Source organism: Neisseria sp. CCUG12390 (assembly GCF_047837985.1).
Classification (GTDB): Bacteria; Pseudomonadota; Gammaproteobacteria; order Burkholderiales; family Neisseriaceae; genus Neisseria.
Genome location: NZ_CP181244.1, coordinates 2,211,974 through 2,233,975 on the forward strand (window position 1 = coordinate 2,211,974; position 22,002 = coordinate 2,233,975).

The window sequence follows — 22,002 nt, forward strand, 5'->3', positions numbered from 1 at the left end:
TTTTGTTACAAAAATCCCGTTTTTTCGCTTACAATACACCAATCCGTTCCAACCACTCCCAAGGGATTTTCATTATGCAATATGCCAAAATTTTAGGTACCGGCAGCTATCTCCCCGCCAACCGCCTCAGTAACGATGATTTGGCAAAAAAAGTCGATACTTCCGACGAATGGATTACAACCCGTACCGGTATCAAATTCCGCCATATTGCAGCCGAAAACGAGAAAACCAGCGATTTGGCCGTTCATGCCGCCCGGCGCGCATTGGAATCCGCCAACCTCTCTGCCGATGACGTAGATTTGATTGTCGTGGCCACCACCACGCCTGACATGCAGTTTCCGTCAACCGCCACCATCGTCCAGCAAAAGCTCGGCATCAGCACGGGCTGCCCTGCATTTGACGTACAGGCCGTATGTGCCGGCTTTATGTATGCCTTAACCACCGCCAATGCCTATATCAAAAGCGGTATGGCCAAAAACGTACTGGTCATCGGCGCAGAAATTTTCAGCCGCATCCTCGACTGGAACGACCGGACCACCTGCGTATTATTCGGTGACGGCGCAGGTGCGGTGGTGTTGGGCGCATCAGACGAGCCGGGCATTATTCACAGCAAATTGAAAGCCGACGGCAACTATTTGGATTTGCTGAAAGTACCGGTTCAAATTGCCGACGGTCAAATCTGCGGCACACCCTACCTGAAAATGGACGGCCCGGGCGTATTCAAATTCGCCGTCAAAATGCTGTCGCAAGTAGCCGACGACGTGATTACCGAAGCCGGTTACAGCCAAGACCAGATCGACTGGCTGGTACCGCACCAAGCCAACAAGCGCATCATCGACGCCACAGCCAAACACTTGGGATTGAGCACGGATAAAGTCATTCTCACGGTACACGACCACGGCAATACATCCGCCGCATCCATCCCGCTCGCGCTCGACTACGGCATCCGCAGCGGCCAAATCCGACGCGGACAAAACCTGCTGCTCGAAGGCATCGGCGGCGGTTTCGCTTGGGGAGCGGTGCTGTTGAAATACTGACTACAGCTTCCACCAATAAAAATACCGCTTATGCACAGTTTGCATAAAAATGCAAGCAGATTAGCATAAGCGGTATTTTTATCGCTTTAAAGTACACACCACTATGATAAATCGGTATAATTGCAGCCTGAAAGTTTTTCAATTCACCATTTTACTGATTTACCATAACAAAAATGACTCAAGAAAAATATTACGGGACAATTATCCACTGGTTCAACGACATGCAACGCGGCTCCATCATGCCCGACAACCTCGGCCAACGTATTTTTGCCGACGGTCTGTCACTCGCCGCACATTACCTCCAACCGCGCAGCGGAGATCGTGTCTGCTTCAATATCGATAGCAAACAACGCTCGGCACAAAACGTCGAGCCGCTGAATGCAGCAGCAAAAAGCGGAGAAAAAGCGATCATTACCATCCGCGAATGGGATTTCATGCAAAATGCCGGTTTCGGCACGCAAGCAGGCAATCCCGGCCAACCGATTTTCATCTTAGGCGAATTTTTGGCCGATCAAAGCCGTGTCCCCGACACAGGCGATCAATTCGAAGGCACACTGCTTCAGGATGAAAACGGCCGATGGACGATGGCGGATGCAGTCCTGCTGCAAGCGGCAACGGCTGCAGACACTTTTCAGACGGCCTCAACCGATGATACGCCTGAAACCGATATTGCGGCTGGAGACCAAGACAAAACACCTTCGAAAGCGCTGCAGCCTGCTCCTCAACCGACAGGCGCAGCACCCCATCAACCGCAATTTGAAGAAAGCATCTACAAGCTCTACAAAGCCCCCGAGCCGCAAACCTTGGTTATGCTGCCGACCAACCAACTGCTGAGCGGAACCATTATCTCGTGGGACGACACCAAAGGCTACGGCTTTATCCGCTTCGGCAACAAATCGCAAAAAGTGTTTTTCCACATCAGCGCATTCCACTACGCTACCAGCCGCCCTAAAATCGGCCAGTCGGTGAGCTTTTACTGCAAAAAAACCGTAGAAGGCGAACGCCAAAAAGCAGCCAAAGTGGTATTGCGCGGTGATGAGGTTTTTCTATTTGACGATTTCCCGTCGGATTACAACCGTCCGTATTTATCCACTGCCAACATGCCGTACTTTTTCACCAACAGCCTGATTGCCGCCGCCTTTGCCGTGTTTGTCGGCCTGCATTCCAAAATCCTGCTCGGCCTGTATTTCGTACTCAGCATCGCGTCTTACTTTATGTATAAGTTCGACAAACAAATTGCGCAGACGCGCAAGAAAAAAAATGACGAATACCAAGGCAGGATTCCGGAAAAAAACCTGCATATCCTTGACGTATGCGGCGGCTGGCCGGGCGCATTGGTCTCCCGCGCCGTTTACAGACATAAAACCAGCAAAGCCAGCTTTATCCGCATTTTTTGGCTGACCGTAGCAATAAATATTGCCATAACCTATGCCCTGCTGATACATTACGCAGATAATCCTCTTCTCTCATTATTAAGAAATTAAAGGAATATCATGTCTTTTGCATTTTTCTTTCCCGGACAAGGTTCGCAAAGCTTGGGAATGATGAACGGATTCAGCGGGCAAGCCGTCGTTAAAGCCACTTTCGACGAAGCTTCCGAGGCATTGGGACAAGACTTATGGGCGATGATTAACGGCGAAGATGCCGAGCTGATCGGCCAAACCGTTAATACGCAACCAATCATGCTGGCTGCCGGTGTCGCCACCTATCGTGCCTACTTGGAAGCGGGCGGCAAAGCCCCGTCGGTTGTGGCCGGACACAGCTTGGGCGAATACACCGCTTTGGTGGCCGCCGGAGCGTTGGATTTTGCCGACGCCGTAAAACTGGTACGCCTGCGCGCCGAACTGATGCAGAGCGCCGTACCGCAAGGCGTGGGCGCAATGGCTGCGATTTTGGGATTGGAAGACGAACAGGTAAAACAAATCTGTGCCGATGCCGCACAAGGCGAAGTGGTGGAGGCAGTAAATTTCAACTCGCCCGGTCAAGTCGTGATTGCAGGCAACGCCGCCGCCGTCGAACGCGCCATGAATGCCGCCAAAGAAGCCGGTGCCAAACGCGCCCTGCCGCTGCCCGTGTCCGTGCCTTCGCATTGCAGCCTGATGAAACCCGCCGCCGACAAACTCGCCGAAGCGTTGGAATCGGTGGAAATCAAACAGCCGCAAATCCGCGTGGTGCACAACGCCGACGTTGCCTCTTACGACGATGCGGCGCAAATCAAAGACGCGCTCGTCCGCCAGCTTTACAGCCCCGTGCGCTGGACGGAAACCGTCAACGCGCTGGTTTCAGACGGCATCACCGAATCCGCCGAATGCGGCCCGGGCAAAGTGCTGGCAGGTTTGGCCAAACGCATCAATAAAGAAGCCGCCTGCACCGCGCTGGTTTCCGACGAAAGTGTCAAAGCGTTTATCGAAGCGCATTAAGCCGATTCAACTGCACGAACTTTTTCAGACGGCCTGATTCCAAAAGCAAGGCCGTCTGAAAAATTTTCCGTTTCATAACATTAAGATGATGAACAAAACCATTATCCTTGCCGTACCGCATATGTACGGGTTTGACCAATACCTTGAGCAGAATCTGCGCTTTCACGGTTTCGATGTCATCAATTTATGCTATGACGATCGAGATTCCTACTATCCCAGCATTGCCAGCCGCATTTACGGCGCGTATCAAAAAGCCGTCAAAAAAGACCTCAATTACAAAAAGAAAATGAAATTCCTGCGTTATGCAGACGAAATCGAGCAGAAGCTGGCAGCCTTAAACGGCCGCAAAGCCGATTACGCACTCTGCGTGCGCGCCAATATTTACCCAAAAGAAATCATCGCCCAAATCCGCGACCACAGCAAAGTGTGCGTCAATTACCAATGGGACGGCGTCGCCCGCTTTCCCGATATTTTGGAATACGTCGATTTAGATTATTTCGACCAATGTTGGGTATTCGACCCCGAGGACGTGCACCGCTACCCCGGACACGGTCTCAAAACCGCCACCAATTTCTATTTCGACCTGCCCGTTTCACCGGGTTCGCGCAATCAAAACCTGTATTTCCTCGGCGGCTACGAATCGCGCCGCGAAGAGCGTACCAAACGCTTCATTGAGGAAGCACGCCGTCTGAATATTCCGTTCGATTTCCGCATCTACTGCAAAGACGACCGTGCCCGTACGGCATTCGGCAACCAAAACATTACCTACCTCAACCGCGATACGGTATTGAGCTTTGAAGAAAACATGTGCAACGTCGCCCGCAGCAAAGCCCTTGTCGACTTCGCCCAATTCGACCATTACGGCCTGTCGTTCCGCGTATTCGAAGCCATGCGCTTCGACAAAAAGCTGATTACCACCAACCAAAGTGTACTGGACACCGATTTCTACCATCCCGACAATATTTTCGTGTGGAACAGCAACCACTTGAACGACCTCGAAGACTTTTTCAGACGGCCTTACCAACCACTGCCGTCTGAAATCAAACAGAAATACGCTTTTAAAAACTGGCTCGGCCACCTGTTAGGAATCACGGAATCATGAGCAACCGACCGACTGTCGTTCTCGGTATGCCGACCGACAACCAAATCTACCGCACACTGGAAGCCGCATTGACCCACCATGGCTTCCGCGTCATCAGCGTGATTCAGCCCGGGCAGGATTTCCGTTATCCATCATGGACAAGTCGCCTGAGCGTCAAATTCCGCCAACTGGTCTTACGCGACAAAAACGCCAAAGAAAAATTCAAGTCGCAACTGCTGCTCAACAATATGGAACAGCAGCTTGCCCGAAACGGCGGAGCAGACTACGCCCTGTTTATCCGCGGCGACATTTACTCACCCGAGTTCTTGCGTACAGTCAGAAAATACGTCCGCCGCAGCATGGTCAATTACCAATGGGACGGACTTGGCCGTTTTCCCAAAATCCGTCAATATATGGATTTGTTCGACAAGTTTTACGTTTTCGACCCCGCCGACTGCGCTGCCGAATCCCGTGTCCTGCCAGCCACCAATTTCTACTTCGACCACAACCTTACGCCGACTGAAAATCCGCCGCATGATTTGTATTTCGTCGGTTTCCATATGCCCGACCGCACCGAATCCATCGCCGCATTCGGACGAGCCGCTCAAAAACTGCACCTGGATTTAGATTTTCACATCGGCAGCATGGACATATCCGCCGAACAGTTACGCACCCAATACCCCGACAATATCCAAGTCTTCAACGGCGTCCGCAGTTTTGAAGACAATCTCAAGGCCGCGCAAACCCAAGCCAAAATTCTGGTTGACTTCAAAACACCCGTTCACAACGGCTTGTCGTTCCGTCCGTTCGAGGCTTTGGGCTACCGCAAAAAACTGATTACCACCAATGCAGGAATCGAACAATACGATTTCTACCACCCCGACAACATATTCGTATGGGACGGCAGCAATCTCGACGGCCTGAAAGCCTTTATCGACAGGCCGTACCACGAAATGCCGTCTGAAATCTACGAAAAATACAGCTTCAGCAACTGGATACGCTATATTCTCAACATCGAACCGCACATCAAAATCACGCTGCCGGAATAAAACAGGCCGTCTGAAACAGGTTCGGTTTCAGACGACCTCATCAGATTTCCAATCCATTACATCTCATGCACATCATGAAACCCACCGTCATTCTTGCCGTCCCCTATCTTTACGGCCTCGACCGTTGCATCGAAAAAAATCTGCGTTTTCACGGCTTTGAAGTCATCAATCTGTGTTTCGACGACCGCGACGTACATTATCCCGACGCGTTAAGCCGTCTGAAAAACCTTTACCACAAACACATCACGCGCGACGGCGACTACCGCAAACAACTGCGTTTTCTGCCCTACCGCAAACAAATCGCACACCAGCTCGCCGCACTCGGCGGCAACAAAGCCGATTACGCGCTCTGCATCCGCGCCAATATTTATCCCAAAGAAATCATCGCCAAAATCCGTGCGCAAAGCAAAATCTGCGTCAACTACCAATGGGACGGCATAGACCGCTTCCCCGATATTTTGGAATATCTCGGTTATTTCGACCGCTTTTTCGTATTCGACCAAAGCGATGCCGCACGCTATCCGCAATACGGTTTTCAGACGGCCTCCAATTTTTATTTCGACTATCCGTTACCCGAATCCGGTATCGAACCGCACGGCCTTTATTTTCTCGGCGGCTACGACCCGACGCGTGAAACCGCTATGCAGACGTTTATCGCTCAGGCAGGCCGTCTGAAACTGCCGCTTGATTTCCATATTTACAGCAAAGACGGACGCGCGCGCCGCGCATTCGGTAACGAGGGCATCCGCTATCTCGACCGCGGCACGGTATTGGGCTTTGAAGACAATATCGAAAAAATCGGCCGCTGCGCCACCGTCGTCGATTTTGTGACCGCCGACCATCAAGGACTGTCGTTCCGCGTATTTGATGCCATGCGTTACCGTAAAAAACTGATAACAACCAATCGTCATATTTTCCGCTACGATTTTTACCGTCCTGATAATATCTTGGTTTGGAACCCGAACATTTCAGACACCGAACTAACCGCGTTTTTGCAAACCCCTTATCAAGCATTGCCGCCTGAAACCGAAGAAAAATACAGTTTCGGCAACTGGCTGCGCTACCTGTTCGACATTCGTCCGCACCAACCGATTAACCTCCCCCACACACAAGATTAACCGTTTTCATGAAGCCCCACCCCTCCATCGCCATCAACTGCTTCCGTCGCGGCGGCGGAATGGAAAGCTACACCTTTGATTTGGTTCGCGGCCTGGCTGCCGGAAATATCCGCCCGACCGTGTATGCCGCGCAAATCGACCGCACCGTACCCGAATACGCGCTGGCCGAAGCCGTTCACGTCAACCAACGATTCATACCGAAAAAACTGCGCCCGTATTTTTTCGGCCGCCAACTCGCCACCGTGCGCCGCAGGCGCGCCGACAGTGCGCCGCTTGTCGCCTGCAACCCCAGTGACAATGCCGACGTGTTCGTCTGCGGCGGTACGCACCTGGGCTATCTCAAGCACATGAACCAACGCGCCAATCTGCTGGACAAACTGACCATCCGCCGCAACCGCACCAACTACGCCACCGCAAAAAGCATCATGGCGCATTCGGCGATGATGGCGCACGAGCTGACCGAATACTACGGCGTGCCGTCTGAAAAAATCCGCGTGGTCTATCCGCCCGCCGATACGAAACGTTACTTTCCCCAGCCCGAACGCACGGCGGAACTGCGCCATCAATTCGGTTTCGGCGACAATGAAACCGTATTTGTTTTCCCTTCCACCGGCCACAAGCGCAAAGGCTTGGACGTTTTGGCCGCTTTTTTCGAGCAGACCGATTTGCCCGTGCGCCTGGCCGTTGCCGGTTCGCCGCTGCCGCGTCCGATGAAAAATGTTACCGAATTGGGTTTCTGCAGCAATATGCCCGATTTGTACCGCGCCGCCGACTTTACCGTCATGGCCTCGCTGTATGAACCTTTCGGCTTGGTCGGCGTAGAGTCCGTGTTGAGCGGCACACAGGTCGTGTTCGCCGACAACATCGCCTGCACCGAAATCATGAACGGCAACGCCGGCCTGTTTTTCCAACGCAGCAACCCCGGATCCCTCGCCGCCGCCATCGCCGAAGCGCACGAACGCAAATTGCAGGGCTGCCACAAAATCGCCGATCCGTTTGCCGCGCTCGATTACGACCCGACGCTTTCCGCCCACATCCGCATCCTGCTGGAAATGCTGGCCGCCGTCGACTGAAACGCAACCAAGGCCGTCTGAAACTTTAGCTTCGCAGAAACCCGCTGCACCCGTTTTAGCTTTCAGACGGCCTGTAATCCGCGATGCCCCGCTGCCAAAGTTAGATTAAAAATCCTATTTGTGGTATAAGGCCGTCTGAAACCGATTTTTCTCACCCGAAAGGATTAATGATGAGTTCACAAGATTTAAGCGGCAAAATCGCCTTGGTAACCGGCGCATCGCGCGGTATCGGTGCGGCGATTGCCGACACTTTGGCCGCTGCGGGCGCAACCGTTATCGGCACGGCCACCTCCGAAAGCGGTGCGGCCGCCATCGGCGAGCGTTTGGCGCAATGGAGCGGCCAAGGCCGCGCTTTGAATTCCGCCGAGCCGGAAAGCATCGAAACGCTGATTGCCGACATCGAAAAAGAGTTCGGCAAACTCGACATTCTGGTCAACAACGCAGGCATCACGCGCGACAACCTGCTGATGCGCATGAAAGAAGAGGAGTGGGACGAGATTATGCAGGTCAACCTGAAATCCGTGTTCCGCGCCAGTAAAGCCGTGTTGCGCGGCATGATGAAACAGCGCAGCGGCCGCATCATCAACATCACATCCGTCGTCGGCGTGATGGGCAACGCCGGCCAAACCAACTACGCCGCTGCCAAAGCGGGCTTAATCGGTTTTGCCAAATCGATGGCGCGCGAAGTCGGCTCTCGCGGCATCACGGTAAACTGCGTCGCCCCGGGCTTCATCGACACCGACATGACCCGCGCCCTACCGGAGGAAACGCGCAAAATGTTTGAAGCGCAAACATCGCTGGGCAAATTCGGCGACGCGCAGGACATCGCCGACGCGGTATTGTTCCTGGCTTCCGATCAGGCAAAATACATTACCGGCCAAACGCTGCACGTCAACGGCGGCATGTTGATGCCGTAATGTTTGAGAAATGAAAAAAAGGCCGTCTGAAAACCAAAAAGTTTTCAGACGGCCTTTGCTTTCCCACCATATTACACCAGCACATTGCCCGCATTCAGCGCGCCGATTTGGTCGTCGTCCATTTTCAGGAACACCGTGCCTGCGTCATCCGCCGAAGCCTTATACGCCAGCGTGCCTGCGGCTCTGTCCACCGACAAATGCGGATAATCAAACAAACGTTCGTCGTTATCCAGCAAATCCGACAGTTTCAATGCCGTTCCCTTGTAATCGAGCAGAGGACGCATCCCGGTCAAATCGAGCTTGTCTTCATATGCGTTAAAGTCGGGCAGAATATCCGCCGTACCCGATTTCACATCCGCAGCCTTAAAGACAAAGGTATCGCGCCCTTGACCGCCGATAACCGTATCGCTGCCCAAACCGCCCCGAATCACGTCGTTGCCGCGCGTGCCGACAATCACGTCGTTGCCCTGCGTACCCTCGATGACCGCCACGCCCTGCGCGGCAGGTTTGTTTTCAAAGGCCGACCAGTCAAACGCATCGGCTTCGAGCTTGCGCTCATAACCCGAAGGCTCGTACACAATCTCGTTTTGACCGATTTCAGACGGCATCTCCACGCCTTTGACACTGATGACGTTGCCTTGCGCATCTCGGGTTTCGACAATGGCTGTCAGGGTTTGCGGACGGGTCACATCGGCATCAGAATGCACGTTGTAGCCCAACTCCGCTTCCACGCCGTCTGAAACGCCGTCGCGGTCGGTGTCGTTGGCATAACGGTTGGTACCGAGCAGCAGTTCCTGATAAGTGTTCAAACCGTCGCCATCGCTGTCCCAAGCTTGGGATTTATATTGGTCGGCAAGGGCTTTGTCGACACGGTAGCCTTGGCTGAAGTATTTTTGGACTTCGGTGCTGGTTTCGTAGAAGTTGGCAAGGGCGTGTTTGTCCCAGCCGTTTTGGTTTGTGGCTGTATTGCTCAGAAAAATAGTGTTTTTATAAACACCCAGTCCATCAAAATCCAACACCGCTCCAGTACCTTTAACGACACCTACCGCACCACCTGCTGCTGCACCGGCTTTTGCTCCTGCCAGTATTAAAGGCGCGGCCGCTCCGCCTGTCAGGATGGTTGCACCAAGGCCTAACAGCGCCCCCCAGAACCCTCCTTTAGCTGCTGTTTTTACTGCATCCGCAGCTCCTGCTGCTACGGTAGCAACGGCCTGATATGCTTTGGGAACATCTCCGCTGCTTAACCATTCCCCATTAATCACATAAGAATTGGTTTTGTAAGTCGGATTGGACTGATGGGCAAATTTCGCATCATAAATCCGCTCTTGTGAAAACTGTTCGGAACGCGCCAGCGCAGTGTGCAAATCGGGAGTCGAGCTGCTGTCTGCGGTAATTTTGGCCGTATTAAACAGCACGCTGCGGACAAACTCATCTTTAAACGTGGAATTTTGTACCGTATAGGCAGCAAAATACTGCGCCAGATAACCGCCTAAGGAATGTCCCGTCGAATAAATGTGGTCAGGGTTATATTGCTCCAGCTTACTGATGATTTCATTCATTTCTTTGGCTTGCGTAGGCGTGTCTCCTTGAGCAAGCTTTAATCCGGCGGTTGCGTCTTGCAGGGCTTTTGTACCGCGGAATGCCACCACAACATTTTGATAAGAGCCGTCGGTTTGTTTGCCATTGCCGAAAATGACGTAATCCAAACCGCTGCCAAACCATTCACCTTTGTTGACTACTTCCAAAACGTCCCAACGGCCCTGATATTCGCTGATGTCCACTTGGCCGTTGAAATCCGCTTTGACCGAATCAATGGTCAGATTGCTTCCGTACCGACCGCTGAAAGCACGTTGCAAGGACACTTTGTCTTCCGTGGCATAAGCCACAGTCGCAAACATCCGCAAATCGCGGTCGGAAACGTTCCAGTAATGCGGGTAAGAATCTGCGGCATCAATCAGGCCGTCGCCATCCGTATCCTTAAACGCCGCCTTGACCGCCCTTTCGCTTACCCCGCCGTTATTCGCAATGGCTTTCTGCGCCGCCGCAATTTCCGCCTGTGTCAGCGGATAGCGTGCATAAGGCTGTTTTGCTTCGGTATATTTCAGCGAGTCCGTCTGAAAATCTTGGTCTTTCTCGCTGACGATGCCCGCAACACGGCCGTCTTTAAAGGCGATGCGCGTCAACTGTTCGTTTTCAGACGGCATCAGCACGCTTTCGGCCAAAAGCCGGTACGGCTCAAAACGGCTGCCGTCTGAAAACTCGAATGCGGCCACGGCATCATTGACGGTCTGTCCGTCGGGAATATTGACCGTCAGCGTATCGCTGCTGTCTTTCAGCATCAGTACCCATGCGTCGCTTTTCACGGTAATGCCGACATCTCCGGTGCGGATTCCTTCGCCAAAACGGATGGTACTGAGGCCGTCTGAATCGTGAACGGTATTGTGGCCGTAGCCTCTGCCGAAAATATAGGTGTCGCGCCCCTTACCGCCTTCCAGCACATCATTGCCGCTGCCGCCGTCAAGCGTGTCGTTACCGGCATCACCGCGCAACGTATCGCTGCCGTTGCCGCCGAAAAGCATATCGTCGCCGTCGCCGCCCAGCAGCAGGTCGTTGCCGTCCATGCCGTGAAGCACGTCTTTACCGCGTCCGCCGCTCAAGCGGTTATTGCCGCTGTTGCCAGTCAGGAGGTTGTCGCTGTTGTTGCCGAAGCCGAAAATATTGTCCGTGCCGGTCAGGGTCAGGTTTTCGACATGGGTTGGCGCGGTATAGGTTATGCTGCTGTGGATATGGTCGTTACCGCCACCCGCTTCTTCAATCACGGTATCGCCCTTATCATCGACGATATAGACGTCGTCGCCCGTGCCGCCGATCATGCGGTCGGCACCGCTTCCGCCTTCCAAACGGTCGTTGCCGCTGCCGCCCTCAAGCGTGTCGTTACCGGCATCGCCGCGCAACGTATCGCTGCCGTTGCCGCCGTAAAGCATATCGTCGCCGTCGCCGCCCAACAGCAGGTCGTTGCCGTCCATGCCGTAAAGCACGTCTTTGCCGCGTCCGCCGCTCAAGCGGTTGCTGCCGCTGTTGCCGGTCAGGAGGTTGTCGCTGTTGTTGCCGAAGCCGAAAATATTGTCCGTACCGGTCAGGGTCAGGTTTTCGACATGGGTCGGCAAGGTATAGGTCGTGCTGCTGATAACGCTATCGTTGCCTTGGCCGGCTTCTTCGATAATTTGGTCTTCGCGTGTCCGCACGTAAAAAATATCGTCGCCTTCTTTGCCGTAAAATACGGTTTGGCCGAGGCTGCCGAACAATACGTCATTACGGCGCGTACCCTGTACGATGACTGCGTCTTCCGCATGTTTCTGATGGTTCACAGTGTTCTCCAAAAATACAGATATAAAAATATGTCTTTGTTATAAAACGTCTTCCCGTTTTTTATGTGAATCGGATTTTTACAGAATTTATGCATATTTAAAATAAATTTCCTGACGGGTTTCGGGGAAGCATTTGTTTTCAGAATGGATAACATAACGGCATATCTGTTGTTTGTAGGCACCCGTCCATGCTTTCCGCTTCTAAAGGCCGTCTGAAAAATCCCGGCATCAATCAATTGTTTCCCAACACGTTTTTCAGACGGCCTGCCGCCAAGAAGCCATAAACCCGGCCGTTTTTTGCTATAATTCCATCCCGCCGTTTGCATAAATCCCCGCCTGTTTCCGCTAAGATTTTTTCAGACGGCCTTGCCGACAATAATTTATCGTTCCATAACAAAACAAGGCCACTGTTCTTTATGCACGAATTTTCCCTCGCCCACGTTGTTCTCGTTCTGCTGGTTTCGGTCATTACCGTCATCTATTGCCGAAAATTCAACATTCCTTCCATGCTCGGTTATCTTTTGGTCGGCTTTATCGCCGGTCCGGGGGTGTTCAGCCTGATTCCGAAAAGCCATGCCACGGATTATCTGGGCGAAATCGGGATTGTGTTTCTGATGTTCAGCATCGGTTTGGAATTTTCATTGCCGAAACTCAAGGCCATGAAAAAGCTAGTGTTCGGCTTGGGCGGTCTGCAGGTCGTTATCAGCATGTTGGCGATTATGGGCATTTTGATGCTGATGGGCACGCCGTTTAACTGGGCGTTTGCCGTCGGCGGCGCATTGGCAATGTCTTCCACCGCGATTGTCAGCCGCATTCTGTCGGAGAAAACCGAACTCGGTCAGCCACACGGTCAAATGTCGATGGGCGTATTGCTGATGCAGGATATTGCGGTGGTGCCGCTGATGATTCTGATTCCGGCACTGGCGGGCGGCAGCGAAGGCAATTTGTGGGCGGAGCTGGGCTGGGCTGCGTTGAAAATGATTGTCACGCTGGGCGTGCTGTTTTTTGTCGGCAACAAAATCATGTCGCCGTGGTTCCGTATGGTGGCCAAGCGCAAGTCGTCTGAGTTGTTCATGATTAACGTTTTGCTGGTAACGCTCGGCGTGGCCTACCTGACCGAACTGGAAGGCTTGTCGCTGGCTTTAGGCGCGTTTGTGGCCGGGATGCTGCTGTCGGAAACCGAATACCGTTTCCAAGTGGAAGACGACATCCGTCCTTTCCGCGATATTCTGCTCGGCTTCTTCTTTATTACCGTCGGCATGAAGCTGGATATTCAGGCTTTGGTACACAATTGGCAGATGATTCTGATCTTGCTCGCCATGTTGGTTTTCCTGAAAGCATTGATTGTCTTCCTGATTGCCTTCCGCATGAAACATCCCGCCGGCGACAGCATGAAAGCCGCGCTCTATCTGGCGCAAGGCGGTGAGTTCGGCTTCGTCATGCTCGCCATTTCCAGCAAAATCAACATGGTTTCGCCCGAATTGGAGCAAGCAGCGACGGCTGCCGTATTGTTATCGATGATCATCGCCCCGTTCTTATTGGGCGGCAGCGATAAAATCATCAACCGCTTCATCAAGTCCGACTGGGACATGAAAGCCCTCGACCTGCACAATATGCTGGTTGAAACCATGAGCAAATCAGACCATGTACTGATCATCGGCTTCGGACGGGGCGGTCAAACCATCGGCCGGATTCTGGCGCAGGAAAACATCCCCTATTTCGCCCTCGACCTTGATGCCGAACGCATCCAAGTCGCACGCAGCGCAGGCGAACCCGTCGCATTCGGCGATGCCAAACGCCGCGAAGTATTGGAAGCAGCAGGATTGGGGCGCGCTAAGATGGTGGTGTTGACGCTCAACAACATGGCAGAAGCCAAACACGTCGTCAACAACATCCTCTCCCTGCACCCGACCATGCCCGTTTACGCGCGCGCAATCGACGATGATTACGTCAAAAACCTGACCGAAATGGGTGTAGAAGAAGCCGTTTCCGATACCAAAGAAACCAGCTTGGCATTAGCCAGCTACGCCATGCTTGCCAACGGTTCCCCTTACAGCCACGTCCACCAAACCATCATGAACATCCGCCGCAGCGGTTACGCTTTTTTGGAAGATTTATTTGTCGGCAGCGATGACGAAACCACTTTTTCCGAAGAATACCGCCATATCTGCCGCCATGCGTTCCCATTGGCCGGCGAAGCCCATGCCGTCGGGCGGGCGGTTCACGATTTGCCTTTATCGGACTTGGGTATCAAATTACTGTTTGTCCGCCGCAATACCAGCCGAATCGAAAAATTCGACCCCGGCTTTAAATTGGCTTCAGGTGACATTTTGGTTGTCGCAGGGGCAAAAGACAAAATTATTTCCTTTGAAAACTGGAGCTTGCAGGGGAATTCTTGAATTATGCAAAAATAAAACTTGCGTAAAATACCGATTTTTGATTTAATAGCGTCTTCGCAGTTTTGCGTCAACGGGTGATTAGCTCAGTTGGTAGAGCGTCTGCCTTACAAGCAGAATGTCGGCGGTTCGACTCCGTCATCACCCACCAAGTTTCCCGTTATCGCAGCAATGCGCTAACTTGCGCGGTGGTAGCTCAGTTGGTTAGAGTACCGGCCTGTCACGCCGGGGGTCGCGGGTTCGAGCCCCGTCCGCCGCGCCAAACCTTTCAGGATATTGAAGTTTTAATATCACTTCGGGTGATTAGCTCAGTTGGTAGAGCGTCTGCCTTACAAGCAGAATGTCGGCGGTTCGACTCCGTCATCACCCACCAAGTTTCCCGTTATCGCAGCAATGCGCTAACTTGCGCGGTGGTAGCTCAGTTGGTTAGAGTACCGGCCTGTCACGCCGGGGGTCGCGGGTTCGAGCCCCGTCCGCCGCGCCAAAATTGAAAAGCACCGAATTTCGGTGCTTTTTCCATACGGGTGATTAGCTCAGTTGGTAGAGCGTCTGCCTTACAAGCAGAATGTCGGCGGTTCGACTCCGTCATAACCCACCAAATCATAAAGCCTTATGCCATGCATAAGGCTTTATTCACTTCCCCAAACAAGTTTAATCAAATATTCAGACAACAAATTAAACACATCGTCTTATTCAATTTCAAGCAAACTTAATCGATACTATTGACCATCAACTTATCAAAAATGCCGTCTGAAACCTTTCAGACGGTCTCTCTAAATCACTTCAAGTAACCAGTTTTACTCCAAGACCACTTCAACACGGCGTGCTTCGGCATCATTGCCTTGACCTGCTTCAGCATCTACAGGTTTCCGCAATTCAATCTGCTCTTCCATCACCCCCAAACCCATCAAAGCGTTTTTTACCGCCAATGCACGCTGCTTGGATAACTCCTCGTTTAATGCCTGATTGCCGGTAGAATCATGAAAACCCGACACAATGGCTTTCTTACCGTCTTTTACCCCGGCTAACACGTCTTTCAAAGCCTCTTCCGCACCTTGCGCCAAGTCCGCCTTACCACTGGCAAAATAAAACTTCACAATACCGTTTTCTACCAATACGGTAGCAGCATCATCAGCAATAACTTGCTCATCTGTCATCAGAGCCGAATCCGAAGCAGCCAAGTCTACACCATGCTCATGCACAACAGCTGCCGATCGCCCATAATTAGGTGATCCTTCTATTTTCCCGGCTTCCCAACCCCATACCGATAAAAACAGCGTCACCAACGTCGCCAAAGCAGCAGCACACCCGGCAACCCATAAACCTATCCGTTGTTCTTTGTGGTTGTCATGGTCAGACATTGTCTCTTCCTCAATTCATTGGAATACAAAAATCAATTCAGCCCCATTATACTGAAAAAGCAGCATTTGCACCCTAACTTCACCATCTGTGTCTATTTACTACAAAAAAACACCAAAAGTTCAGCATGATTGAGATAGGGGAGGGAAGATGTAAAAATCCTCGCATTGCTTACACTTTTTTTGATTTTGAATAGAATTTTATAAAAGTCTCAACTTGTGGCGATCTTGCCGTATTTGTTTTTTAAGTATTCATAACTATTTCAATAAATCCGACAACCTGTCGTCTTCCACTGCTTCAACGACATAACGTTCTTCTGCCCACTCACCCAAATCAATCAACTTGCAACGTTGACTGCAAAACGGACGGTATCGGCTGCCTTCACCCCAAACAACCGGCGTTTGGCAGGTCGGACATTTTACGGTAGTCACAGTTTTGTTCATTTTCAGACGGCCTTGAGGGTATGAATGTAATAACGGTGCAGACGTTGGATTTTCTCAGCAAGTTCGGTCAAACTGCCTTCGTTTTTGATCACGTCATCAGCATAAAGCAAACGTTCACGGCACGATATTTGACTCCGGATAATGCGACGGATTTCTTCCTCGCTTAATCCGCTGCGCTGTTTGACGCGTTCGATTTGGGTAGATTCATCCGCATCAACCACCAATACCCGTTGTACCAATGCAAGAAACGGCGGATTTTCCACCAAAAGCGGAACATCGATAATACCGTAAATTGCATCCGGATATTGCGCTTGTTGCAGGCGTATTTCTTCCAGTATCAACGGAAACATAATGGATTCCAGAATGGCTTTGATTTGAGGCCGTCTGAACACTTCTTCGCGTAAAGCTGTGCGGTTCAGACGGCCTTTGTCATCAAATACATGCGCGCCGATGGTCTCACGGATGGTCGGCAAGGCTTTGCCGTTGTCCGCCGTCAGGCAGCGGCTGAGAGCATCGGCATCGATATGCGGCACCCCGAGTTTGACAAATTCGGCAGCTGCCTGCGATTTGCCGCTGCCGATACCGCCGGTCAATCCGATCCAAACCGTCATCTTAAAATCCTGATTTGCCCAACCACCATTGAATCAACTCATGAATCGGCTGGTTGGCGATAAAAATAATCCACCCTGCCACGGCCAAACTCGGACCGAATGCAAACTGCTGCCCTTTGCCGACGCGTGATATGAGCGCACCGACAATGCCGATCAAGGCCGCCGTGAACACCAATACCGGCAATACACCGACGCCCAGCCATGCGCCCAGTGCGGCCAATAATTTAAAGTCGCCGCCGCCCATGCCGATTTTACCGGTTAACAGTTTATAGACGTAACACAGCAACCACAAACTCATATAACCGCAAACTGCGCCCAATACCGCCGACTGCAGTGTCGTAAACGCACCGTTCAAGTTATACAGCAAGCCCAACCACACCAGCGGCAGCGTCAAAGAGTCGGGCAGGTATTGGGTATCGTAGTCGATAAAGGTCAGTGCGACCAGCATGGCGGTAAAAACCAACCCGCCGAATGTAAGCCACGACCAGCCGTATTGCCACGCCACGATACCGAATAACACGCCGGTGAGTAATTCGACCAAAGGATAGCGGATGCTGATGGGTGTTTTACATGAACCGCATTTACCGCCCAACAGTAAATAACTCACAATCGGAATATTCTGCCAGGCTTTCACAGGAGCGTGACATTTCGGGCAGCGCGAATCGGGTTTGGATAAAGTGAACGGGGCTTGCTCTTCCGCAGTCAATTCCAAATTTAAATGTTCTTTGGCAAACTGCGTCCAGCCGCGCTCCATCATTACCGGAACACGGTAAATGACCACATTCAGAAAACTGCCGATCAATAAACCTGCAACAACGGATAACGGCACAACAAACGGAACCAAGGCATTCCAAATTTCCAGCATATCAGCCTACCACGTTACCCAAGTTGAACAACGGCAGATACATAGCCACCAATAAGACACCGATTAACGAACCCAACACCACCATGATAATCGGCTCCATCAATGACGATAATTGGGCAACGGCATTGTCGACTTCATCTTCGTAGAACTCTGCGGCTTTATTCAGCATGTCATCCAAAGAACCGGATTCTTCACCGATAGCGGCCATCTGGATAACCATATTGGGGAAGAGTTCGGTCGTCTGCATGCTGGAAGTCAGCGACAAACCTTGAGTAACTTTGGCACGGATGTCTTGTGTGGCTTCTTCATAAAGGATGTTACCCGAAGCTCCTGCAACCGATTCCAGCACTTCTACCAGCGGCACACCTGCGGCGAATAAGGTAGAAGTCGTGCGCGACCAGCGGGCAATAGTCGCTTTTCTTACAATCGCACCGAAAATCGGCAGTTTCAGCATCATTGCGTCAATACGCTTTTGGAAAGCAGGTGATTTCTGATGCAATTTATAAAGGCCGAAAATAATCAGAATCAAACCAATGATCATGATCCAACCGTAAGCAACGAATAAATCGGAAATATTCATGACCACTTGCGTCAACCAAGGCAGTTCGGCCCCCATACCGCTATATACCTCCTTAAAAGCAGGAAGTACAAACATCATCATCACAAACATCAACACTACGGCCACCACAACAATCGAAATCGGATAGGTCAGCGCAGTTTTGACTTTTTTCTTAATGGCTTGAGTTTTCTCTTTATAAACAGCCAATTTGTCCAGCAACCCTTCCAATACACCGCCGGCTTCGCCTGCAGAAACCAAATTACAGTAAAAACGGTCGAAATATTTAGGGTGCTTGGCGAATGATTGACCCAATGCACTACCTTGCTCGACATCTGCACGGATTTGCATCAGCATTTGAGTCATAGAAGGATTGGAATGGCCGCGTGCCACAATTTCAAAAGCCTGCATTAAAGGCAGTCCGGCTTTCATCATGGTAGCCAGTTGCCGGGTGAATACAGTAATGTCTTCCTGCGTAATACGGCGTTTGCGCACGGCTTTGACTTTACTGATACGCAGCGGACGGATTCCACGGCGCTGAAGCTTTTTACGCGCCTCTTCTTCGTCTTTTGCGACCACTTCGCCACGGACGATTTGATCGGTATTGGTATTTTTACCTTCGAATGTAAAACGTTTACCTTTGCTCTTTTGGGCGAACATACCCTTTTTCTGCTCTGCTTGAGCCATGAGATACCCCTTGTGTTCCAAATAGATAAAGAATGAGCAATACAATTTCCCCTCGTATCACCCATTTCTGATTAGTCGTTGGTATTGGCCGTCACTTCTTCCAGCGAAGTCAATCCCTGCATCACTTTCAACAAACCTGCACGGCGCAAATCAACCATACCTTCCTGATATGCCATATTTTCGATGTCTACTTCAGTACCGTTATTCATAATGACGCGTTGCATTTCTTCGGTAATCGGCATCACTTCATACACACCGACACGGCCCTTAAAGCCTTTGCCACGGCAACTGTCACACCCTACCGGACGATACATCTGCCAATTACCTGCCAAATCTTCATCAGTAAAACCGGCTTTTTTCAACGCAGGAACCGGAGGGCGCTCGACCGGTTTCTTGCAGTTCGGGCAAAGACGGCGCAAAAGACGCTGCGCCATAATCAAGCTTACCGAACTGGCAATATTAAACGGCGCCACGCCCATATTCAGCATACGCGACAAGGTTGCCGGCGCATTATTGGTATGCAGCGTAGAGAACACCATATGACCGGTTTGCGCAGCCTTGATGGCAATATCGGCAGTTTCCAAGTCGCGAATCTCGCCCACCATGATGATGTCGGGATCCTGACGCAGGAATGATTTCAAGGCTGCTGCAAACGTCAGACCCTGTTTGTCGTTCACGTTAACCTGATTGATGCCGGGCAGGTTAATCTCGGCAGGGTCTTCCGCCGTGGAAATATTCACATCCTCGGTATTCAAAATATTCAGACAGGTATAGAGAGAAACCGTTTTACCCGAACCGGTGGGACCTGTTACCAATACCATTCCGTAAGGACGGTGAATGGCTTCAAGCAGCATTTCTTTTTGAAACGGCTCAAAGCCCAATTGGTCGATATTCAAAGATGCCGCATCCGAATTCAGGATACGCATCACCACTTTCTCACCAAACAAAGTCGGCAGGGTGCTTACACGGAAGTCAATCGGGCGGCCGTGCTTGTGGAAAGCAATCTGAATACGGCCGTCCTGCGGTACGCGTTTCTCGGAAATATCCAAACGCGCCATTACTTTAATACGCGATGCGAGCTGTCCCCTCACCGCAACCGGCGGCTGCACCACTTCGCGCAACTGGCCGTCGACACGGAAACGCACACGCGCCATTTGCTCATAAAACTCAAAATGAATATCCGATGCGCCGGCATTCAGCGCATCAGACAGCGTTTTGTGGATAAAACGCGGAATCGGCCCGTCTTCCGCCTCTTCATTATCAATATATAAGGCTTGGGCAGGCTGGGAAGACTCCTGCTCTTGGCTGATCTCTTTCAGAATAGTAGTCGAACGCTGACCGATCCACTCCAACAATGAACTCAGCTGATCATGCGGTACAACCACCAAATCGACCGAGAATCCTGATGCAAACGTGATTTTTTGGAAATTCTGAATCTGCGTAGGATCAGAAACCGCCAAATAAACCTTTCGGCCACGGCGGAAAATCGGCACGCAACCGTTACTGACCATTTGCTCTTCGGTCAAAATATCCGTCAAAACATGCGTGCGCGGATAATAGCGCAAGTCAAGCAAAGGATAGCTGAATACTCGCGCCACCAATTCCCCTAGCGCTCTAGGCGAAATCACGCCGTCGTCAAACAACATCGGCATGATGTCTTTATGTGCTTTGATGGCGGCATGATACTGCTCCGCCTGCGCACTGGTAATGGTTTGACTTTGCACTAAAACGCGCAATATCCCGACACTCATCTTGACCTGTTCCGTTCCTTAAAAGCCCGGCTTTGCGGACCTTTTGTATTGATTGAATCGATGAATACCCCGAAATCTGATGTCTTTAGAGTTATCGCTGAAAAAGGTATTCGTTCACGGGCTGAATACAGCTGCTTATTCAATATGCAAGCTTGTTATTATAAAACAAGCTGCGCCAGTCTCAAACTTGCTTTTGAGTTGATTGGTTAATTATAAACTATTTCACAACAGATGACCGATTTCGAACCGGCAGCCGGCAAAAAAGGCCGGAGATCTGCCGGCCTTTCTCGAATCGTTTGGAAAACTACAGATAAAAAAATAACCGCAGATGCGGTTTGTGGTGGCCAGAGGCGGGATCGAACCGCCGACACACGGATTTTCAATCCGTTGCTCTACCAACTGAGCTATCTGGCCGTCGCGTATTTCGTTGCGAGATACGTATTAAACCAAAAACATGATTCGAACGCAAGACTTATTTGGGAAATTTGCAGGCAGCCAGACTAAACCGATGTTTTATATTAGATTAAACTTTCACGATTTTGCCTGAATTTTGAGCATTTTTATAAGCCGTCCGGCCTAAATGCCGTCTGAAACAGACGATTTCGGTATCGGAACGGGATTTTTAAGCTACAATTGCCGTTTGCCAAATTGAAAACCACGCCATGCTCTATCATTTTTTAAAAGATATGTTCGATATTCTGCGCCTGCGTTATAAAACGCCGGCCGAATATCTTTACACCCTGCCGGTCATCGCTGCCGTTTTATTGTTACTCGGCGTGATTAACGCAGCCAATATGTCGCCTTTATTCGGCCAACACCCTGCCGCTATCGTATTCGCCGTTTTGCTGACCGTGGTCAAGTGGCTGGTGCTGAGCCGCGCGATGCGTGCCGTGTTACATTATTACAACGGTGCACAGCCTTTGCCGCTCTGGGGCTTCACACTCGCGTCGGAAGCCTTGAGCATCCCCATGCTCGCTCTGTTTTATATACCGCAGCTGGCGGTAGCGGCTATGTTTTACCAAGTGTGGATTTTTTGGGTGCAGGCAATCGGCTTTATGAGAATGGGCAATGTGTCCGTATGGAAAGTTGCGGTGGGCTATATCCTTTATTTTATCGGTACATTAATAATCGGCTCCATTCTGCTGATGCTGTTTATCCAAGCCGGATGGATGGATGCGGAAGCCATCAACAGGCAGCTGCAAATCATCATGCAGCCCCCAGCTTCTTAAAAAATCATGGCAAGGCCGTCTGAAAAATTTTCAGACGGCCTT

Annotated in this window: 18 protein-coding genes and 6 tRNA genes; 15 read left to right on the forward strand and 9 right to left on the reverse strand. The window is 51.2% G+C overall.

Annotated elements, in window-relative coordinates; translation table 11 throughout:
• Window positions 1-74: 74 nt before the first annotated feature.
• The 8 genes from ACM67E_RS10175 (at window position 75) to fabG (ending at window position 8,695) form a co-directional block, all read left to right on the forward strand.
• Window positions 75-1,037, forward strand: coding sequence for a beta-ketoacyl-ACP synthase III (locus ACM67E_RS10175; RefSeq protein WP_416191330.1), 963 nt, complete (start codon window positions 75-77; stop codon window positions 1,035-1,037).
• A 173-nt stretch (window positions 1,038-1,210) separates the two neighbouring features.
• Complete coding sequence (locus tag ACM67E_RS10180) at window positions 1,211-2,521, forward strand: DUF1294 domain-containing protein (protein WP_416191331.1); 1,311 nt, start codon at window positions 1,211-1,213, stop codon at window positions 2,519-2,521.
• 9 nt (window positions 2,522-2,530) lie between these two features.
• A complete protein-coding gene (gene fabD, locus ACM67E_RS10185) occupies window positions 2,531-3,457 on the forward strand; it encodes an ACP S-malonyltransferase (RefSeq protein ID WP_416191332.1) in 927 nt (308 codons plus the stop codon).
• Between the two features lie 85 nt (window positions 3,458-3,542).
• Complete coding sequence (locus tag ACM67E_RS10190) at window positions 3,543-4,559, forward strand: hypothetical protein (RefSeq protein ID WP_416191333.1); 1,017 nt, start codon at window positions 3,543-3,545, stop codon at window positions 4,557-4,559.
• The gene (locus ACM67E_RS10195; RefSeq protein ID WP_416191334.1) at window positions 4,556-5,587 is read left to right on the forward strand and encodes a hypothetical protein; all 1,032 of its coding nucleotides are present in this window, start codon (window positions 4,556-4,558) and stop codon (window positions 5,585-5,587) included. Before ACM67E_RS10190 ends, ACM67E_RS10195 begins: the two co-directional genes overlap by 4 nt.
• A gap of 74 nt (window positions 5,588-5,661) precedes the next feature.
• Entirely contained in the window at window positions 5,662-6,705 is a 1,044-nt protein-coding gene (locus ACM67E_RS10200) for a hypothetical protein (protein ID WP_416191335.1), read from the forward strand.
• 8 nt (window positions 6,706-6,713) lie between these two features.
• Complete coding sequence (locus ACM67E_RS10205) at window positions 6,714-7,778, forward strand: glycosyltransferase family 4 protein (RefSeq protein ID WP_416191336.1); 1,065 nt, start codon at window positions 6,714-6,716, stop codon at window positions 7,776-7,778.
• 170 nt (window positions 7,779-7,948) lie between these two features.
• Window positions 7,949-8,695 (forward strand): 3-oxoacyl-ACP reductase FabG, encoded by a 747-nt coding sequence (fabG, locus tag ACM67E_RS10210; protein ID WP_416192777.1) that lies wholly within the window; start codon window positions 7,949-7,951, stop codon window positions 8,693-8,695.
• A 71-nt stretch (window positions 8,696-8,766) separates the two neighbouring features.
• Here fabG and ACM67E_RS10215 read toward each other — a convergent pair whose 3' ends face one another.
• Both ACM67E_RS10215 and ACM67E_RS10220 read right to left on the reverse strand, forming a co-directional pair.
• Window positions 8,767-12,063: a hypothetical protein gene (locus ACM67E_RS10215; RefSeq protein WP_416191337.1), complete on the reverse strand. Its 3,297-nt coding sequence runs from the start codon at window positions 12,061-12,063 to the stop codon at window positions 8,767-8,769.
• Window positions 12,060-12,389: a hypothetical protein gene (locus tag ACM67E_RS10220; RefSeq protein ID WP_416191338.1), complete on the reverse strand. Its 330-nt coding sequence runs from the start codon at window positions 12,387-12,389 to the stop codon at window positions 12,060-12,062. The genes ACM67E_RS10215 and ACM67E_RS10220 overlap by 4 nt, the downstream gene beginning before the upstream one ends.
• A gap of 90 nt (window positions 12,390-12,479) precedes the next feature.
• On the opposite strand from ACM67E_RS10220, the gene ACM67E_RS10225 reads away from it, so the two are divergent.
• The 6 genes from ACM67E_RS10225 to ACM67E_RS10250 all read left to right on the forward strand — a co-directional run bounded on the left by ACM67E_RS10225 (window position 12,480) and on the right by ACM67E_RS10250 (window position 15,057).
• Window positions 12,480-14,462 carry a cation:proton antiporter gene (locus ACM67E_RS10225; protein WP_416191339.1) on the forward strand — a complete coding sequence of 661 codons (1,983 nt, stop codon included), beginning with the start codon at window positions 12,480-12,482 and terminating at the stop codon, window positions 14,460-14,462.
• Between the two features lie 72 nt (window positions 14,463-14,534).
• Window positions 14,535-14,610, forward strand: a tRNA-Val gene (locus ACM67E_RS10230).
• Between the two features lie 34 nt (window positions 14,611-14,644).
• Window positions 14,645-14,721, forward strand: a tRNA-Asp gene (locus ACM67E_RS10235).
• Between the two features lie 35 nt (window positions 14,722-14,756).
• Window positions 14,757-14,832, forward strand: a tRNA-Val gene (locus ACM67E_RS10240).
• 34 nt (window positions 14,833-14,866) lie between these two features.
• Window positions 14,867-14,943: transfer RNA gene (locus ACM67E_RS10245), tRNA-Asp, on the forward strand.
• Between the two features lie 38 nt (window positions 14,944-14,981).
• Window positions 14,982-15,057: transfer RNA gene (locus ACM67E_RS10250), tRNA-Val, on the forward strand.
• A gap of 199 nt (window positions 15,058-15,256) precedes the next feature.
• Here ACM67E_RS10250 and ACM67E_RS10255 read toward each other — a convergent pair.
• From ACM67E_RS10255 to ACM67E_RS10285, 7 genes are all read right to left on the reverse strand, one after another.
• Window positions 15,257-15,820 carry an OmpA family protein gene (locus ACM67E_RS10255; RefSeq protein WP_416191340.1) on the reverse strand — a complete coding sequence of 188 codons (564 nt, stop codon included), beginning with the start codon at window positions 15,818-15,820 and terminating at the stop codon, window positions 15,257-15,259.
• A gap of 255 nt (window positions 15,821-16,075) precedes the next feature.
• A complete protein-coding gene (yacG, locus tag ACM67E_RS10260; RefSeq protein WP_416191341.1) occupies window positions 16,076-16,261 on the reverse strand; it encodes a DNA gyrase inhibitor YacG in 186 nt (61 codons plus the stop codon).
• 2 nt (window positions 16,262-16,263) lie between these two features.
• Complete coding sequence (gene coaE / locus ACM67E_RS10265) at window positions 16,264-16,872, reverse strand: dephospho-CoA kinase (protein ID WP_416191342.1); 609 nt, start codon at window positions 16,870-16,872, stop codon at window positions 16,264-16,266.
• A gap of 1 nt (window position 16,873) precedes the next feature.
• Window positions 16,874-17,737, reverse strand: coding sequence for a prepilin peptidase (locus tag ACM67E_RS10270; protein ID WP_416191343.1), 864 nt, complete (start codon window positions 17,735-17,737; stop codon window positions 16,874-16,876).
• 1 nt (window position 17,738) lies between these two features.
• Entirely contained in the window at window positions 17,739-18,980 is a 1,242-nt protein-coding gene (locus tag ACM67E_RS10275) for a type II secretion system F family protein (protein ID WP_416191344.1), read from the reverse strand.
• A gap of 71 nt (window positions 18,981-19,051) precedes the next feature.
• Entirely contained in the window at window positions 19,052-20,731 is a 1,680-nt protein-coding gene (gene pilB / locus ACM67E_RS10280) for a type IV-A pilus assembly ATPase PilB (protein WP_416191345.1), read from the reverse strand.
• Window positions 20,732-21,069: 338 nt separating this feature from the next.
• Window positions 21,070-21,145: transfer RNA gene (locus ACM67E_RS10285), tRNA-Phe, on the reverse strand.
• Between the two features lie 248 nt (window positions 21,146-21,393).
• Here ACM67E_RS10285 and ACM67E_RS10290 point away from each other — a divergent pair.
• Window positions 21,394-21,960, forward strand: a complete 567-nt coding sequence (locus ACM67E_RS10290; RefSeq protein WP_416191346.1) for a hypothetical protein — start codon at window positions 21,394-21,396, stop codon at window positions 21,958-21,960.
• Window positions 21,961-22,002 lie beyond the last annotated feature (42 nt).